Origin of the sequence: Devosia sp. SD17-2 (assembly GCF_029201565.1) — a bacterium.
Lineage (GTDB): Bacteria > Pseudomonadota > Alphaproteobacteria > Rhizobiales > Devosiaceae > Devosia.
On sequence record NZ_CP104002.1, the window covers coordinates 1,830,955 to 1,844,871 of the forward strand.

Sequence of the window (13,917 nt, forward strand, 5' to 3'; positions counted from 1 at the left end):
GGGCTAGATAAACCCGATCCAGCGGCCCGCCACCAGGGCCGCGATCCACAATGCACCACTCGCCGCCGCCTGCACCCGCAGGCTGGCGGCGATGTCTTTTCCGGCGGTGGCATCCCGCCATCCCCGCCCACGATTGATCAGCACGGCGTTCGCAATTGCCAGCGCCACAATGCAGAGCTTTATGAGAAAGGCCGAATTGTCGATGTAGTCGGCAGGCCGTACGGAAAACAATGCCGCGCCGGTGACAAGTGCCAGCGCCACGCCGAGCCTGGCGGTGTTGGCGAGATAGGGCCCGATCACGCTGAGCGGTACCTGCCTGAAAAAACCCAGGAGCCGTGCGTCGAGCGCCAGCACCGGGCCGAGGATCAGCCCGATCGCAAGAATGTGGCCGGCGTTGACGAAAATATAGAGCGTCGAGGACTGCCGCATCGCTACGGCGCCCGGCCACTGAGACAGAGCCTCCCACATCGGCTATTCGGCGGGAATGCGGTCGGGATAAATGTCGTAGACGTCCTCGCCGATGGTGATGCGTACCGCCTTCATGCGGGTCGAGCCGTCCTCGGCGCGATTGCCCAGCGCGATGATTTCCTCGCCCACTTCAGCCACACCCTCGACAAAGCCAGAGCGTTCGGTCAGGCCGGGATTGCCCAGCTCCACCGTCCAGATTTCGCCATCGGCGTCCACCTCGATGATCGGATGGGGCGGGGCAATGGTGATCGACGAAATCGTGCCGGTGAGTTCGATCATTCCGGCTTCCGCCCAGCTCCAGCCGTGATGGGCAAGGGCGGTGCCGGCGAGCGTTGCCGCGCCGATCAGGGCGCCCGCCAATACGGTGGTCCGACGGCCAATTCCACTGAGGGCCATGACTGCCTCCTCTCGTTGCATGGATGCATCGGGGAGCAGTCTGCGCCAGCTCGGCGCTGCAGGGCAGTCACGAAGCAGAGAGCGGGGCGTGTTGCCCCGTCAGCGTGTGTCCGGATCGTCTTCCAGCGGTGGCACGCGCACCTGGCCCGGCGGAGCCATCTCGGGTGTGTGAGGATGGTCGGCGATGCTCGGGCGGCGACCCAGCTCAAAGCGCCAGGCGGTGAAGCCGAAGAGAATCAGCGCCAGGGCCACGCTCACGCTTGCGGCCACGAAGGGCGCGCCGGGGAAGTAGCCGTGCGTCTCTGGCGTCGTGGTGTAGTAGGAAAAGATCTGGGTGGCGGCGAGCGGGCCGATAATGGTCGCCAGCGAGCTTGCGGCGTTGACCGCGCCCTGCAGTTCGCCCTGGCTGTTGTCCGGCACCTGGCGCGACAGCACGCCATTGATCGCCGGCGGCGCCAGCCCGCTGACCGTCCCCACGAGAATGAAGAGGTAGAGCTGATAGACCTCGCCTGACATGCCCACACCGGCAAAGGCAGCGACGGCGGCCAGAAGCCCGATCATGGCCACAGCCGGCTCGCCAATACCCTTGGAGAGCGGTCCGGCGATCACTGCCTGGCTGATGGCGAAGCCCAGCCCGAAGCCGCCGAGCGTGCGCCCGATCATCGAGGAGCTGAAATTGAACACTTCCACGGTGAAATAGGAGAACACCGTCGGCAGTGCCTGCGCCGAAAGCTGGAAGAAAAACAGCACACCGAGCAGCCACAGCACGGACGGATATTTCCGCAGCGCCAGCACAGCGCCCAGCGGATTGGCGCGGCGGATGTCAAACTTGCGGCGCGAGGCTTTTGGCAAGCTTTCCGGCAAAACGAAGAGACCAAAGAGGAAGTTCGCAAAGGCGAGACCGGCCGCCGCGTAGAACGGCACGCGCGGGCCAAATTCGCCAAGCTCGCCGCCGATCACCGGGCCGATGATGAACCCGAGCCCGAATGCCGCGCCAATGAGGCCAAAGCGGTGCGTGCGCTTATGGGGCGGGGTGATGTCGGCCATATAGGCGGTGGCCGTGGCCAGGGCCGCGCCGGCGATACCGGCAATGATGCGCCCGATGAAGAGATACCAGACGAAGGGGGCGATCGACATCATCAGGTAGTCGAAAGTCAGCCCCAGGAGCGACGCCAGCAGGATCGGACGCCGCCCGAACCGGTCCGAGAGATTGCCGAGCACAGGCGAAAACACGAACTGCATGAAGGCATAGGCGAAAACGAGATAGCCGCCGATCACGGCCGCCTGGGCCACGCTGCCGCCGGTCAGTTCCTCGAGCAGTTCGGGCAGAACAGGCACGATGATGCCCACGCCGATCATGTCGAGCAGGATAGTGACGAGAATGCAGGTGAGGGTTAGTCGGGAGCGCGTCGCAGATTGCATGCGGTTATCGATCCCTTCGTTCCGTCAGTGGCCTTGGCCGCAATTGACACGGGCGCATGGCGCAAGGCAATCCCCGAAAAGTCACGAATGCGCAGGACCATTGCCTACATCGTGCCCATAAATCCATCCCAGCCGGCGCAGATGCGCACGGCGCCCCTGAAGCCGCATGACCATATTGCGGCCCAGTGACAGCGGCCATGGCATATGGAAAATGCGGCCATTGCTGGCCGAGAGTGCGGAAATCTTTGCCACGCGTGGCTGTCGAAGGCTGGCAAAGCGCGCGAGAGCAGCTTCGGCGCCCTGGCTTTCCACCAAGAGTGGCGCCAGTACGGCGGCATCTTCAATGCCCATTGCCGCCCCCTGTGCCTGGAATGGCACCATGGCATGGGCGGCATCGCCGATGATGCCGATATTGCCCCTGTGCCATGTCGGCGTGGTCACCGTGTGCAAGGGCCAAGGCGTCCAGCTGTCGCCCGCCGCACCCATCAGCGCATCGATCGGGCCGCCACGTGTCCGCACGGAAGGAAAGGCCTGCGCCTTATCGGCCGAGCCGGGCAAAAATATCGCCAGATTGACCTGCTCACGGTGCGCCAGGGGATAGCAGACCAGATGATGGCCACGGCTGAAAAACACCGAGACCCGATCCATGGCGATCTGCCCGGCGACCGCGTCGAAGGGCACCAGCGTACGCCAGGCAACCCGTCCGCCAAAGGCTGCGGCCGGGCCGCCGAGGATTGCTTGCCTCGTTTGAGAATGCACCCCATCGGCCCCCAGCAGCGCGAGCGCCCGAAGGGTCTGGGTCTGGCCGCTGGCCCGCTCGATATCCACTGCAACGCCGCGCTCATCCGAGCGGGCATCCCAGTGGCGCACGCCGAAGAGCACATCGATATTGGCAAAGCGCCGCGTCGCCTTGTAGAGCGCCTCGGCAAGATCGGCCCGGTGCATCACCGCATAGGGCGCCCCAAACCGCTCGTGCATGAGCGGGCCGAGTTCAAGACTGACCAGGGGTTTCGTCGCGCCACTGGCGTAGGTGTCGAGGGCGAGCGGTTCGAGGCTGCTCTGGGACAACGCCTCGCCGAGGCCAAGCCGGTCGAGTATGCGTCGGGCATTGGGACTGACCTGAATGCCGGCGCCGAACTCCTGCAAGGCTTCGGCGCGCTCGAGCACGGTCACATTGGCGCCGAATTTGGCCAGCGTCAGCGCCAGGGTCAGGCCGGTGATGCCGGCGCCCGCAATGATATAATTACGGCCCAATGCGGGCATGGGACTGACTCAGGCGGCAGCGTCCGTGAACACCGCGGAAGCCGGGTTCGCATGTCCGCCGCCGAGTTCGGCCTTGTAGACATAGAGCGTCGAGCAATAGGAGCAGACGATCTCATCGTCCTTGCCCATGTCGAGGTAGATGTGCGGGTGGTCGAACGGGGGCAGGGCGCCAACGCACTTGAATTCCTTCGAGCCGATCTCGATACGGGCAAGGCCGGTGGAATTGTGGAAGTGAGGCGTGGAACCGTGTGCCATGGTCAAAACCTGTGAGGTCGGGATTTTGCGCGGACCATAGCCAAGCCGAGCCGGGATGAAAAGGGGCGCTCTGGGTTCTTTGATGCAGAGGCGCGGCCCGCCGCCTGCTCAGCCCCTCTGGCCCTTCGCCGTCCGGCCCGCTAAACACGGCACCGCGAAAGGACCTGCCCATGCCCGTCTTTCAAACCAGTGGTCTCTCCCTTGCCTATGAAGTGGCCGGCAATGGCCCGCCGGTGCTGTGCATCCATGGCTTCGCCTCGAGCGGCAAGGTCAACTGGATCGATACCGGCTGGGTGCAGACCCTTGTCGATGCGGGCTACACCGCCATCACGCTCGACAATCGCGGCCATGGCGCCTCCGAAAAGCCCCATGACCCGGAGGCCTATTACCCCAACATGATGGCAGACGACGCGTTGGCGCTGCTTGACCATCTGGGCATCGAACGGGCGGCGCTGCTCGGCTATTCCATGGGCGCGCGGATCGCCGCATTTCTCGCCTACGACCATCCCGAGCGCGTTGTCGCCGCGATCTTCGGCGGCATGGGCATGAACGTCATCAATGGGCTGACCGACGGCAATGACATCATCGCCGGCCTGCGGGCACCGGCGCTGGCTGACCTCACCCATCCCACGGCCCGCCAGTTCCGAATCTTTGCCGATCACACCGGCTCGGATCGCGAAGCCCTTGCGGCCTGCATGGAGACGTCGCGGCAGCCCATGGCCCGTGCCGATGTCCGCCGGATCGAGGTGCCGGTGCTGGTCGCGGTCGGCGAGGCCGACGAGATGGCCGGTCCACCCGAGCAATTGGCGGAACTCCTGCCCGCCGGTGAAGCCTTTGTGATTCCCGGTAGGGACCATATGCGCGCAACCGGCGACACCAAGTTCAAGGAAGCTGCGCTGGCTTTTCTCGGAAGAAATTTCTCTCCCGCGTAAAGAACGTGAACCAAACCCACCGTCGGGGCTTTGTCTTGGGCAAGAGAATGGCTTATATCGTCACTTCTCGATGAAGTGGAGACTGGCGCCATGAGCAGCAGTGCGAAGAAGACCTCGCAAATTCAGACAGTCGATCCCGTTTGGGAAGCCGTCCGCGCGGGCGCGCAGCAGATTCTGGACGCAGAACCGCCGCTGGCCAATCTCGTTCTCTCCACCATTCTCAACTATGACAGCTTCGAAGACGCGTTGGCGCATCGCCTGGCAACCCGGCTCGGCCATGAGGATGTCTCGGCTGATATCATCCGCCAGACCTTGGGCGAGGTGCTGCGGGACAATCCTATCATCGGTGAAGCGGCGCGTGCCGACCTCGCCGCGACGATGGAGCGCGATCCGGCCTGTCACCGCGCCGTCGAGCCGCTGCTTTTCTTCAAGGGCTATCAGGCGATCCAGACCCATCGCTTTGCCCACGCCATGTTCCGCGCCGGTCGCCGCGACTTCGCGCTCTATCTCCAGAGCCGGTCGAGCCAGGTGTTCCAGGTCGACATCAATCCGGCGGTCCCCATGGGTCGCGGCATCATGCTCGATCACGGAACGGGCCTCGTGATCGGGGAGACCGCAGTCGTCGGCGATAATGTCTCCATGCTGCAGAACGTGACGCTGGGCGGCACGGGCAAGTCTGATCAGGATCGTCACCCCAAGATCGGCAATGGCGTGCTCATCGGTGCCGGCGCCAAGGTGCTGGGCAATATCGTCGTGGGCGACTGCTCGCGCATCGGCGCAGGCTCGGTTGTGCTCAAGGAAGTGCCGCCGCGCACGACTGTCGCCGGTGTTCCGGCCAAGGTGATCGGTGAGGCCGGTTGTGCACAGCCAGCGCTCATCATGGACCAGATGGTCCTCGTCCACGACACAAACGGTTGAGGTCGAGGCAAGGGCCGCGCCGGGTTTGTTACCGATAAAATGGCCGCGCCGGGGGTTGTCAGCGCTTGGCCAGCCACTAGATTGCCGGCCAATAACAACGTCAGGACCCTCTCGTGAACCATCCCGAAATCATCAAGCTGCAGACCTTTTTGCAGCGCACATTCAACAACAAGAACATCGACGTGCGCCCGCGCCCCAAGCTCAATGACTCCGTCGAGGTCTTCATCGGTGATGAGTCGATCGGCCTGATTCATGCGGACGACGAGGACGGCGACAAGTCCTACATGTTCTCCATGTCGATCCTCGATATCGACCTCGAAGATCTGGACTGAGCTATTGCCGGCGGTGTGCGCAATTGCGTCACCGCCTCCTGGCTTACCTAAAGCGCCCCGATTGTTTCGAGGCGAAGCGCCATGGCCGCGTCAAAATCCCGCCAGCCCGCCAGCGCCCCAGCGTCAAATCCATAGATAGCCGCAAGGCCGGACGATAATTGCACCGTGCGCAGACAGCGTTCGGGCTTTCCCGACTCTATCGGCGCAGCGCATTTGGCAACAAACGGGTTGGGCGACAGCGCGTCATACCACACCGTCTCCCCCACATAGCCCGCGCCATGTTTGAGCGGCTTGCCAACGAGCCCGGGCACGCCACTCACCATTCCGTCGTCAAACTGATGCAGATAGACCGCGTCGAGCAGCACGCTGCTGGCGCGTGCGCGGCTGCGCGGCAGGATGGTGACGTTGACGGGCACGGGCAGGTCGAAGCCGTGCAGGGTGACGGCAACATCGAGATCGATCTGGGTGACAAAGCCCGGGCGCATCTGTTCGCCATAGCGGAACCAGTTTTCGGGAATCGTGAGATCGCGTCCACCGATGGTCTGGGTGATGGCACTCGCGCCGTCGTCCTCAGCGTCGGCCCCGCTGCGTCCCGCCATGTCCACCACATAGGCGAGCCCGACCGCCATCATCAGCACGATGACCGAGATACCCGCGAGATTATAGGCGATGTGACCGGCGCCGGTATTGGGCGCTGCGGGCAGGGGCGATGCGGGCATGGCCGTGCGTTAACCAAGTTTGCTGCCGGGAGATGACAGTTCATAGGAGCGGCAATATGGTTACCAAATCGTTAAGTGTGCGATCCGTCGGTGGGTCGACTTCACGCGGGGATGACAGGGATGACGCGCGAACTCTTGCTGGCCGCTTTCATCATGTGCGTAGGCTTGTCCGTGGCCGGCGCCGGAACCCATCTCTATCAGTGGCTGTCGCGGCAGGAGGCAATGCTGCGCATGGATGGCCGCACCGTTCTCGGGGCCGTCGGGCATCTGGTGATGAGCGTGGTCTGCGGCCCCTACATCATGCTGCAGATGGGCTGGCGACAGGAAAGTGGCGGCACACTGTCGATGACCTCGGCGCTGATCTCGGCCGTCGTCGCCTTTGGCTGGGCCTTCGTCACCGGGCTCTTTATCATGAGCGTCTATCTGGCCATCCGGTTCTAGGAGCATTTCCGGCAAAGCTGGTCATTGCGTTGCGGTTGGGAAACGCGACAATCTGAAAACAACAAAGCCGACAGCGCATTGGCGGGCGCTGACGGCTTCGTTCTTCAAGCCCCTATCAGGGTAGTAGGGCGGGGCCCGGAAACTCTTACTGCGTCGCAGCCACTGCCACGATGCGGTCGTCGAGCATGTCGACCCACTGGCCGGCATTGGCCTGCGACTGACGCTTGAGGAATTTGTAGGGCGTTTCGTTCCAGACGCGGATCAGGCTTTCCTGATTGTCGAGCACCAGGTCACCACGATCGGTGCGGGCGATCAGCACGGCATGGCCGCTGCCGTCCTGCTGGCGCACCACGGCGATCATCAGCGTGCTCGGATGCCAGCCCGCCTCGATCAGGGCGCGACGCTTGGCCAGCGCATAGTCTTCGCAATCGCCATAGCCACTCGTCGGATAGGTCCAGAATTCCTCGACCTGGTAGAGGTCCCGGTCTGTGGCCGGAACGATGGTCTGGTTGAAATGGGCGTTGACCGAAACCAGCTGCTGCCAGTTGGCGTCTGTCAGCGACATCGCGGGAACGATCTGGTCATTGCTCTGGCACTCGCCAGGACGGGCCCGGCAGAATTCGAGATGGCCGACGGGGATAGAGGTGTTGCCGCTCGCCACCTGCACATAGGCGACATTGGTGAAGTCCATCGCCAGTGCGGCGGGGGCGCTGGACATGAGGCCCAGTCCTGCGATCGCCGTGGCCAGCAGGCCCTTGATATTGAATGCCATTGGGTAGTCTCCCTGATGGAGACCACGCTATTGGGGGCAACTTGCCCCGGAAGAAAAACTGCCGCTTAGTTTTTATGCGTGTTTTATCCGGTCCGGTAAGCTTGGATTCACCACGTCCGCCCGGGCATGAAAAAAAGCCCCGGACACTGGCGTCCGGAGCTTCAAGCTTCTGCGATGAATTCCTGGCTCAGTGGATGCGCAGGTTCTGCTGCACCACATTGAGCATTTCCTGGGCGGAGGCGAATTCGACCGCGACCCCGTTCTGGAAATGGCGCACGACGCGGGCGCGCATGCGGCCGATGGTGATCGGTGTGCCCATGGCCGGGCGCACATCGAGTTCGATGGCGGCGCCGGAGAGCGAAATATCGATGATCTTGCAATTGTAGCGACGGCCATCGTCGAGCACGACGCTCGAATGACGAATGTCGGGCACAACGCGCTCATGTCGCCGGTCTTCGGGCAGGTTGAGCAGATCCTTGTTGGCCAGCCAGGTCAGCTGGGCGGCCATCTTGTCCCGTTTGCGCGGGGTGGCTGCGATATCCATGGTGAAGCCACCGTCCACCTGACTGAGGATCGTGCCCTCGATGCGGCCGAGATGGTCGAGATAGGCGATGATGCGCTCCCCCACGATCCCCGGGATCGGGGCGATCACCAGAGCGTCGCCGGGCGACATTTCGAGGATCTGGCAGGGGAATTCGCGGCGGTCCGCCAGCATGTAGCGACCCAGAATGGACACTTTCACACGCTGAAAGCGGCCCTCCGCCGCTCGCGGGCGAGCGGTCGGCGCGAATTGCGATGAAGGAATATCGTCACTAAGCATGCGCAACCGGTTTCAGTCTTGGGGAAGTTCCGCAAGACAGGCTATTTGCTCTTGGTTAACGCATGGTATCGGCCCGCCCCGCAATAAGCCCGGGCGGGCCCGCAGATCAGTTGCGGCCGCCGTCGATAACCGCCAGGTGCGCATAGCGGCGTGCAGTGCGACCGAAGACGGTGGTCGGCATACCATTGTTCGGCGCTGACGGGGCAAAGGACACGTCATTGACCACATTGCTGACGGCTTCGCGGATGTGATCCTGCTCTTCGGCCATATCGTCGGGCCAGATGAGGCGAAGGCCGGTGATGCGCTGTTCGACCACCGGCTGCACGCCGAGCCAGTAGGGCTCGTCGACCGCCGTCATGGCGCCGAGGATGCGGGTGTGGGTCGAGCCATTGTGGCGCAGCGGCATCAGGATGGTTTCGAAGGTCACCTTGGTATGCAGCGCGGTCGAGCCCTGGAAGGTGACGAGTGCCACGGCATGGTCTTCGGTCACGGCGCGGACGAGCGTTTCCATCGCGTCATTGTCGCGATCGTGCCAGAGCGCGGAGAAGGAGCGACCCTTGAGCTCGCGGCAATAGCTCGTGCACAGGTGCGAGCCGGCGAGGCGGAACGAGAACTTGTCGCTCTCATCCAGTTCGAGGATGAAAGTGTTCGCCAGCGCTTCGCGGATACGGGTAGGGTCGATATCCTTGCGGTCGGGAGCGCTCCGGGCCCCACGAATCGAGTTCCAGTAATTGTAGAGCGTTGTGGTGCTCGTCATCTGCATCGTAAGGACCCGCTAAGAATAGCCGGCTGTTGCGCTCCCCCTTGGAACGCTGCGCCGCGAATCCCAGAATGGCAAAATGGCGGGGTGATTTCCCGCTTAAACATTAATTAAGGTTAACGCCGGTGTCCCAAATGTGGATAAGGCGAAAGAGCGCGGTACAGTGCCGGCGTGAAAGGACCAAACCCATGACTGATCCAGGTCAAGGCCCGGAGAACCGGCCTTCTCCCGAGCGTGAGCCGATCTTCCTGCTGCCCGGTTCGATCACCGCGCTGGTTGGGGTGCTGGTGGCCGTTCACCTGGCGTCAACCATGGCGCTTAACCCCCAGGGGCTGGCGGATTTCTATGTCTGGTTCGCCTATCAGCCCCTGCGTATCCTTCTGGCACAGCAGGACCCGAGCTATCTCATTCCGCTGCTTTGGACGCCGTTTTCCCATGCTTTTATCCACGGCGGCTGGGACCATCTGCTGATCAATGTCGCCTGGCTGGTCATCTTCGCAACGCCGGTGGCGCGTCGCTACGGGGCAGGGCCCATGCTGGCGATCTTTCTCCTGTCCGCCGCAGCCGGTGCCGCCGCCTTCACCCTGACTTCGCTCTACGAGGGGATTTTTCTCATCGGCGCATCGGGCGGCGTCGCCGGGCTGACCGGCGCGGCCGTACGCTTCATCTTCCAGCCGGTGCTGTGGACGCGCCATCCCGAGACCGGGGAGAGAATCGTGCTCGGACGACGCCTCGCCAGTGTGCGCGAAGTCTTCGCGGATTCGCGGTCGCGATTCTTCACCCTGATCTGGCTGGTGCTCAACGCCGCCGTGCCGCTCGCGCCACTGCTCATGGGCACAAGCCTCGGCATTGCCTGGCAAGCGCATCTGGGCGGCTTTATCGCCGGTTTCTTCATGGTCGGCCTGTTCGAGCGGCGCTCCCGCGCCCAGGCGCAGGGCTAGGCGGCCTCAGCCGCCGTAGACCGCCTTCGGATCGAAAAGACGAGGCAGGCCGGTGTCTTCAAGACCGGCCTTTCCGTCCTGCAGGGTCACGCGGCGATAAAAACAGCTCTTCCGGCCGGTGTGGCAGGCCGCTCCGCGCCCGGTCTGGCGAACAACCATGACCAGGCAGTCCTGATCGCAGTCAGTCGTTAGCTCCACCACTTCCTGCAACTCGCCCGAGGTTTCGCCCTTCTTCCAGAGCGAATTTCGCGACCGCGACCAGTAGTGGGCGATGCCAGTCTCAAGCGTCAGCGCCAGCGCCTCGGCGTTCATATGGGCGACCATCAGCACATCCTTGCTGCCGGCTTCCACGGTCACAACCGTGATCAGGCCCTTGTCGTCAAAGCGCGGGGCGAAGGCCGTGCCTTCTTCGAGCTCCTCGTGGGTCAGCGATTTCGGATCTGCAAATGCTGTTGTCATGATGCGCACCCTTGGCTTGGCAGCGAGGCTCTAGCGCGCATCATGGATTTACGCCAGTGCTTCAGCTCTGGAGGCCGAACCAGATCTCTATGTCCCCGCTGCCGGTGCGGGCGTCAAAGCCGGGTCCGTAATATTCGATGAAACTATAGTCCGCCTCGCTGGCTTCATACCCATTGCGTGTCAGCCACCCTTCCGCAGCGCCGATCGTTGCGCGCAGGGTGGACAAATCTCCCTTGTGGGCAAAGCGCGCCCATTTGAGCGCCGGAGCCGAGATCTGTTCGAGATCCGCCGGTGTTTCCGCTCCGGCGCGCATTTCCACGGCCACCACATATTCGAAGTGGTCGTCGGACATGTCGCCGATAATGCCATAGGCGGCACCGGCTATGGCGCCGTCGATATGCCCGATATAGGGCTGAAAGCGTTGCCATTGGCCGGGGAGGCCGGCGGGGTTGTCCATCCTGTGCCGCTCAGAGATGCCGGCAAAATACATGATGGGGCGAGTTTCGAACCGGGGCGGCTCGAGTGTGACTTGTGCTTGTCTATCCATTCTCTGAGGCTCCACGAGAGAAATGCCATCCAGATTGCGTCTCTGGCGAACAGCTTGCGGCGTCATGCCGAACTGATCGCGAAAGGCGCGGGTGAATGCCTCATGCGAGCCATAGCCTGCCTCCAGCGCCACCGAGAGAATATCGGGAGCGCCCTGGGCCAATTGGCGTGCCGCCTCGCTCAGTCGCCGTGCCCTCAGATAGGCCGTGACCGAATATCCGGTCACGAGAGGAAAGACGCGGGAGAGATAGCTTTTGGAGAGGCCGGTCACATCCGCCAGCTCATCCAGGCCAAGCGGCTCGCGTGAGCGGCTTTCGAGGACCCAGAGCATTTTGGCGACAATGGACATGGCAGTTACCCGCTTGAGACGGGTAGTCTATGCCATATCGAAAACAAGCGCGTTTGATCGCGCTTGCTCTGGTTTGGAATTTGGCGAGCCGTCTTAGCGGCGATTGACCATGGCGAAGAACCGGTCCTGCTCGACGCGGTCCTCTGCAAACACACCGGTAAAGCGGTGGGTGATTGTCATCACGTCGTGGGCCTTCACGCCGCGCATGGTCATGCACATGTGCTCGGCCTCGAGCATCACTGCGGCGCCACGCGGGCCGAGGTTTTCGTTGATGGCGTCGACGATCTGCGCCGTCATGGTCTCCTGCGTCTGCAGGCGGCGCGCGAAGACGTCAACGAGGCGCGCCAGCTTGGACAGCCCCACGACGCCATCATGCGGCAGATAGGCGATATGGGCCTTGCCGTAGAACGGCACCATGTGGTGCTCGCAATGGGCATAGAACGGAATATCGCGCACAAAGACGATGTCGTCGTAGCCGCCGACTTCCTTGAATGTCTTGGCCAGAACGGCCTTGGCATCCTGCGTATAGCCGCCGAACAGCTCGCCATAGGCCTTGGTCACGCGGGCAGGGGTCTCCAGCAGGCCTTCGCGCGTCGGATCATCTCCAGCCCAGGCGATAAGCGTGCGGACAGCCTGTTCGGCTTCCTCACGGGTTGGCCGGGGCAGAGCGGTCGCGCTCAAGGGCGCAGCGGAAATTGGCTTGGCGCGGACATCCATCTGGCTGGCTCCTTGGGGGCGTTGCAATCCGCCTTGTTATACGGGGGCGTGATCGATCTGGACCTGTCGAGCAGATTGAATGCAGTGACGCTCTGCTGGCGACACCCTATATAGAAGGGTAGGACTATGGGAACAAGAAGCAGAATTTTTCGATTATGTCGCTGAGCGAGCTCTATTCTGACCGGATTCTTGAACTGGCGGGCAATGCGCCGCAGCCCGGTCGGCTGGCCGCTCCGGATGCCAGCGCTCGAAAGGTCAGCCGCGTCTGTGGCTCCGTGATCGAGGTGGATATCCAGCTCGAGAACGGTGTCATCACAGCCTACGGGCATGATGTGTCGGCCTGCGCACTCGGCCAGACCAGTGCCGCGATCGTTGCCGAGCAGATCGTCGGCACCAGCGCATCAGACTTCCGCTCACTCCGTGACGCCATGCATGCCATGCTCAGGGCCGAGGGCGCGCCACCCAATGGAAAATGGTCGGATTTGCGATATCTCGAGCCAGTGCGCGACTTTCCAGCCCGGCACACATCCACGCTGCTCGTCTTTGATGCAGTGGTTGCGGCACTGGAAAAAATCGAATCAGCCCAACCGCTTGGTGCGTCCGGTTCATGAAGAGAATCATCGCAGCGTTCTGGCAGGCGGTGGATTTCCCGTTCAAGCTGGCCGCCATTTTCCTCATCACGCTTTATCGCTACACGCTCTCGGCCTTCGCCGGGCGCACCTGTCGGCATTTGCCGACCTGTTCTGAATTTACCCGCGACAGCATCTGGCGCTTCGGCTTCTGGCCGGGCGGCTGGATGGGATTGGCGCGATTCTGGCGCTGTCGCCCGGGCGGCACGCATGGGTATGATCCAGTTCCGGAGGCGCTGCCGGAAGCGGGCAGCTGGTATCAACCATGGCGGTATGGCCGCTGGAGGTAAGACACATGCTGAGGGGAAGCTGTCTGTGCGGCGCGGTGGGCTATGAGGTCGAAGATGCCTTTGTCGCCGCGTTTTTCTGCCATTGCTCCCGGTGCCGGCGCGCCACCGGTTCCGCATTCAAGCCAATGGCCTCCATCCCGTTTGACCGTATCCGTCTGGTCCGGGGCGAAGATGATCTGCTGCTTTATGGGGAGGCGGAGGGCAGCCGCGATTTCCACTGCGGCAAGTGCGGGTCGCTGCTCTATTCCTACATTGCCGTTAACGGAAACGGCCATGTGACCATGGGCACTTTGATCGATCCCCCAACCATCCAGCCCTCGTTTCATATCTTCGTCGGCTCCAAGGCGAGCTGGTACGAGATCAACGACGATTTGCCCCAGTTCAGTGAACTGCCGACATGATTGGCAAGTAAAGGCTGGAAATCCCGGCTATTCGTGGTAATCCGTCGACCTCGCGCCCATTCGGACAGCGCGACAACCCTTTTCTGG

At 62.7% G+C, this 13,917-nt stretch carries 20 protein-coding genes; 8 read left to right on the top strand and 12 right to left on the bottom strand.

From position 1 onward, the window contains the following. Nucleotides 1-3: 3 nt before the first annotated feature. From NYQ88_RS08970 to NYQ88_RS08990, 5 genes are all read right to left on the bottom strand, one after another. Nucleotides 4-468, bottom strand: a complete 465-nt coding sequence (locus NYQ88_RS08970) for a DUF6644 family protein (protein WP_275654587.1) — start codon at nt 466-468, stop codon at nt 4-6. Nucleotides 469-471: 3 nt separating this feature from the next. Further along, complete coding sequence (locus tag NYQ88_RS08975) at nt 472-864, bottom strand: DUF6152 family protein (RefSeq protein ID WP_275654588.1); 393 nt, start codon at nt 862-864, stop codon at nt 472-474. Nucleotides 865-963: 99 nt separating this feature from the next. Next, entirely contained in the window at nt 964-2,286 is a 1,323-nt protein-coding gene (locus NYQ88_RS08980) for a TCR/Tet family MFS transporter (RefSeq protein ID WP_275654589.1), read from the bottom strand. An 81-nt stretch (nt 2,287-2,367) separates the two neighbouring features. Beyond that, on the bottom strand, nt 2,368-3,549 hold the full coding sequence (locus NYQ88_RS08985; RefSeq protein ID WP_275654590.1) for an FAD-dependent monooxygenase: 1,182 nt from the start codon (nt 3,547-3,549) through the stop codon (nt 2,368-2,370). Nucleotides 3,550-3,558: 9 nt separating this feature from the next. Further along, nucleotides 3,559-3,804 (bottom strand): zinc-finger domain-containing protein, encoded by a 246-nt coding sequence (locus NYQ88_RS08990; protein ID WP_275654591.1) that lies wholly within the window; start codon nt 3,802-3,804, stop codon nt 3,559-3,561. 170 nt (nt 3,805-3,974) lie between these two features. Between NYQ88_RS08990 and NYQ88_RS08995 the strand changes: the two genes are divergently transcribed. From NYQ88_RS08995 to NYQ88_RS09005, 3 genes are all read left to right on the top strand, one after another. Next, nucleotides 3,975-4,736 (top strand): alpha/beta hydrolase, encoded by a 762-nt coding sequence (locus NYQ88_RS08995; protein ID WP_275654592.1) that lies wholly within the window; start codon nt 3,975-3,977, stop codon nt 4,734-4,736. 90 nt (nt 4,737-4,826) lie between these two features. Then, nucleotides 4,827-5,654: a serine O-acetyltransferase gene (gene cysE, locus NYQ88_RS09000; protein ID WP_275654593.1), complete on the top strand. Its 828-nt coding sequence runs from the start codon at nt 4,827-4,829 to the stop codon at nt 5,652-5,654. Between the two features lie 113 nt (nt 5,655-5,767). After that, the gene (locus NYQ88_RS09005; protein ID WP_275654594.1) at nt 5,768-5,986 is read left to right on the top strand and encodes a DUF3126 family protein; all 219 of its coding nucleotides are present in this window, start codon (nt 5,768-5,770) and stop codon (nt 5,984-5,986) included. Nucleotides 5,987-6,033: 47 nt separating this feature from the next. Here NYQ88_RS09005 and NYQ88_RS09010 read toward each other — a convergent pair whose 3' ends face one another. Beyond that, a complete protein-coding gene (locus NYQ88_RS09010) occupies nt 6,034-6,705 on the bottom strand; it encodes a hypothetical protein (RefSeq protein WP_275654595.1) in 672 nt (223 codons plus the stop codon). A 120-nt stretch (nt 6,706-6,825) separates the two neighbouring features. Between NYQ88_RS09010 and NYQ88_RS09015 the strand changes: the two genes are divergently transcribed. Beyond that, on the top strand, nt 6,826-7,146 hold the full coding sequence (locus NYQ88_RS09015) for a hypothetical protein (RefSeq protein WP_275654596.1): 321 nt from the start codon (nt 6,826-6,828) through the stop codon (nt 7,144-7,146). 145 nt (nt 7,147-7,291) lie between these two features. Here NYQ88_RS09015 and NYQ88_RS09020 read toward each other — a convergent pair whose 3' ends face one another. The 3 genes from NYQ88_RS09020 to NYQ88_RS09030 all read right to left on the bottom strand — a co-directional run bounded on the left by NYQ88_RS09020 (nt 7,292) and on the right by NYQ88_RS09030 (nt 9,501). After that, nucleotides 7,292-7,918: a transglutaminase-like cysteine peptidase gene (locus tag NYQ88_RS09020; protein WP_275654597.1), complete on the bottom strand. Its 627-nt coding sequence runs from the start codon at nt 7,916-7,918 to the stop codon at nt 7,292-7,294. A gap of 187 nt (nt 7,919-8,105) precedes the next feature. Next, complete coding sequence (locus NYQ88_RS09025) at nt 8,106-8,660, bottom strand: PilZ domain-containing protein (RefSeq protein ID WP_275654598.1); 555 nt, start codon at nt 8,658-8,660, stop codon at nt 8,106-8,108. A 184-nt stretch (nt 8,661-8,844) separates the two neighbouring features. After that, nucleotides 8,845-9,501 (bottom strand): PAS domain-containing protein, encoded by a 657-nt coding sequence (locus tag NYQ88_RS09030; RefSeq protein ID WP_275654599.1) that lies wholly within the window; start codon nt 9,499-9,501, stop codon nt 8,845-8,847. Between the two features lie 185 nt (nt 9,502-9,686). Here NYQ88_RS09030 and NYQ88_RS09035 point away from each other — a divergent pair, with 185 nt between their 5' ends. After that, complete coding sequence (locus NYQ88_RS09035; protein WP_275654600.1) at nt 9,687-10,439, top strand: rhomboid family intramembrane serine protease; 753 nt, start codon at nt 9,687-9,689, stop codon at nt 10,437-10,439. A 6-nt stretch (nt 10,440-10,445) separates the two neighbouring features. Here the strand turns inward: NYQ88_RS09035 and hisI are convergent, their stop codons facing one another. The 3 genes from hisI to folE form a co-directional block, all read right to left on the bottom strand. Next, entirely contained in the window at nt 10,446-10,898 is a 453-nt protein-coding gene (gene hisI, locus NYQ88_RS09040) for a phosphoribosyl-AMP cyclohydrolase (protein WP_275654601.1), read from the bottom strand. Between the two features lie 61 nt (nt 10,899-10,959). Continuing rightward, on the bottom strand, nt 10,960-11,793 hold the full coding sequence (locus NYQ88_RS09045; protein WP_275654602.1) for a helix-turn-helix domain-containing protein: 834 nt from the start codon (nt 11,791-11,793) through the stop codon (nt 10,960-10,962). A gap of 93 nt (nt 11,794-11,886) precedes the next feature. Next, on the bottom strand, nt 11,887-12,510 hold the full coding sequence (folE, locus tag NYQ88_RS09050; RefSeq protein WP_275654603.1) for a GTP cyclohydrolase I FolE: 624 nt from the start codon (nt 12,508-12,510) through the stop codon (nt 11,887-11,889). Nucleotides 12,511-12,665: 155 nt separating this feature from the next. Here folE and NYQ88_RS09055 point away from each other — a divergent pair, with 155 nt between their 5' ends. The 3 genes from NYQ88_RS09055 to NYQ88_RS09065 are packed head-to-tail and all read left to right on the top strand — an operon-like array spanning nt 12,666 to nt 13,830. Then, complete coding sequence (locus NYQ88_RS09055) at nt 12,666-13,121, top strand: iron-sulfur cluster assembly scaffold protein (RefSeq protein WP_275654604.1); 456 nt, start codon at nt 12,666-12,668, stop codon at nt 13,119-13,121. After that, nucleotides 13,118-13,429 carry a membrane protein insertion efficiency factor YidD gene (gene yidD, locus NYQ88_RS09060; protein WP_275654605.1) on the top strand — a complete coding sequence of 104 codons (312 nt, stop codon included), beginning with the start codon at nt 13,118-13,120 and terminating at the stop codon, nt 13,427-13,429. Before NYQ88_RS09055 ends, yidD begins: the two co-directional genes overlap by 4 nt. 5 nt (nt 13,430-13,434) lie before the next feature. Further along, nucleotides 13,435-13,830 (top strand): GFA family protein, encoded by a 396-nt coding sequence (locus NYQ88_RS09065; protein WP_345774624.1) that lies wholly within the window; start codon nt 13,435-13,437, stop codon nt 13,828-13,830. Nucleotides 13,831-13,917: the final 87 nt, after the last annotated feature.

Coding starts and splice junctions, on each gene's coding strand:
- NYQ88_RS09055 (WP_275654604.1), top strand. CDS start 12,666: ATGTCGCTGAGCGAGCTCTATTCTGACCGGATTCTTGAACTGGCGGGC.
- NYQ88_RS09010 (WP_275654595.1), bottom strand. CDS start 6,705: ATGCCCGCATCGCCCCTGCCCGCAGCGCCCAATACCGGCGCCGGTCAC.
- NYQ88_RS08975 (WP_275654588.1), bottom strand. CDS start 864: ATGGCCCTCAGTGGAATTGGCCGTCGGACCACCGTATTGGCGGGCGCC.
- NYQ88_RS08995 (WP_275654592.1), top strand. CDS start 3,975: ATGCCCGTCTTTCAAACCAGTGGTCTCTCCCTTGCCTATGAAGTGGCC.
- NYQ88_RS08985 (WP_275654590.1), bottom strand. CDS start 3,549: ATGCCCGCATTGGGCCGTAATTATATCATTGCGGGCGCCGGCATCACC.
- NYQ88_RS09035 (WP_275654600.1), top strand. CDS start 9,687: ATGACTGATCCAGGTCAAGGCCCGGAGAACCGGCCTTCTCCCGAGCGT.
- cysE (WP_275654593.1), top strand. CDS start 4,827: ATGAGCAGCAGTGCGAAGAAGACCTCGCAAATTCAGACAGTCGATCCC.
- yidD (WP_275654605.1), top strand. CDS start 13,118: ATGAAGAGAATCATCGCAGCGTTCTGGCAGGCGGTGGATTTCCCGTTC.
- NYQ88_RS09065 (WP_345774624.1), top strand. CDS start 13,435: ATGCTGAGGGGAAGCTGTCTGTGCGGCGCGGTGGGCTATGAGGTCGAA.
- NYQ88_RS08990 (WP_275654591.1), bottom strand. CDS start 3,804: ATGGCACACGGTTCCACGCCTCACTTCCACAATTCCACCGGCCTTGCC.
- NYQ88_RS08970 (WP_275654587.1), bottom strand. CDS start 468: ATGTGGGAGGCTCTGTCTCAGTGGCCGGGCGCCGTAGCGATGCGGCAG.
- folE (WP_275654603.1), bottom strand. CDS start 12,510: ATGGATGTCCGCGCCAAGCCAATTTCCGCTGCGCCCTTGAGCGCGACC.
- hisI (WP_275654601.1), bottom strand. CDS start 10,898: ATGACAACAGCATTTGCAGATCCGAAATCGCTGACCCACGAGGAGCTC.
- NYQ88_RS08980 (WP_275654589.1), bottom strand. CDS start 2,286: ATGCAATCTGCGACGCGCTCCCGACTAACCCTCACCTGCATTCTCGTC.
- NYQ88_RS09030 (WP_275654599.1), bottom strand. CDS start 9,501: ATGCAGATGACGAGCACCACAACGCTCTACAATTACTGGAACTCGATT.
- NYQ88_RS09020 (WP_275654597.1), bottom strand. CDS start 7,918: ATGGCATTCAATATCAAGGGCCTGCTGGCCACGGCGATCGCAGGACTG.
- NYQ88_RS09015 (WP_275654596.1), top strand. CDS start 6,826: ATGACGCGCGAACTCTTGCTGGCCGCTTTCATCATGTGCGTAGGCTTG.
- NYQ88_RS09045 (WP_275654602.1), bottom strand. CDS start 11,793: ATGTCCATTGTCGCCAAAATGCTCTGGGTCCTCGAAAGCCGCTCACGC.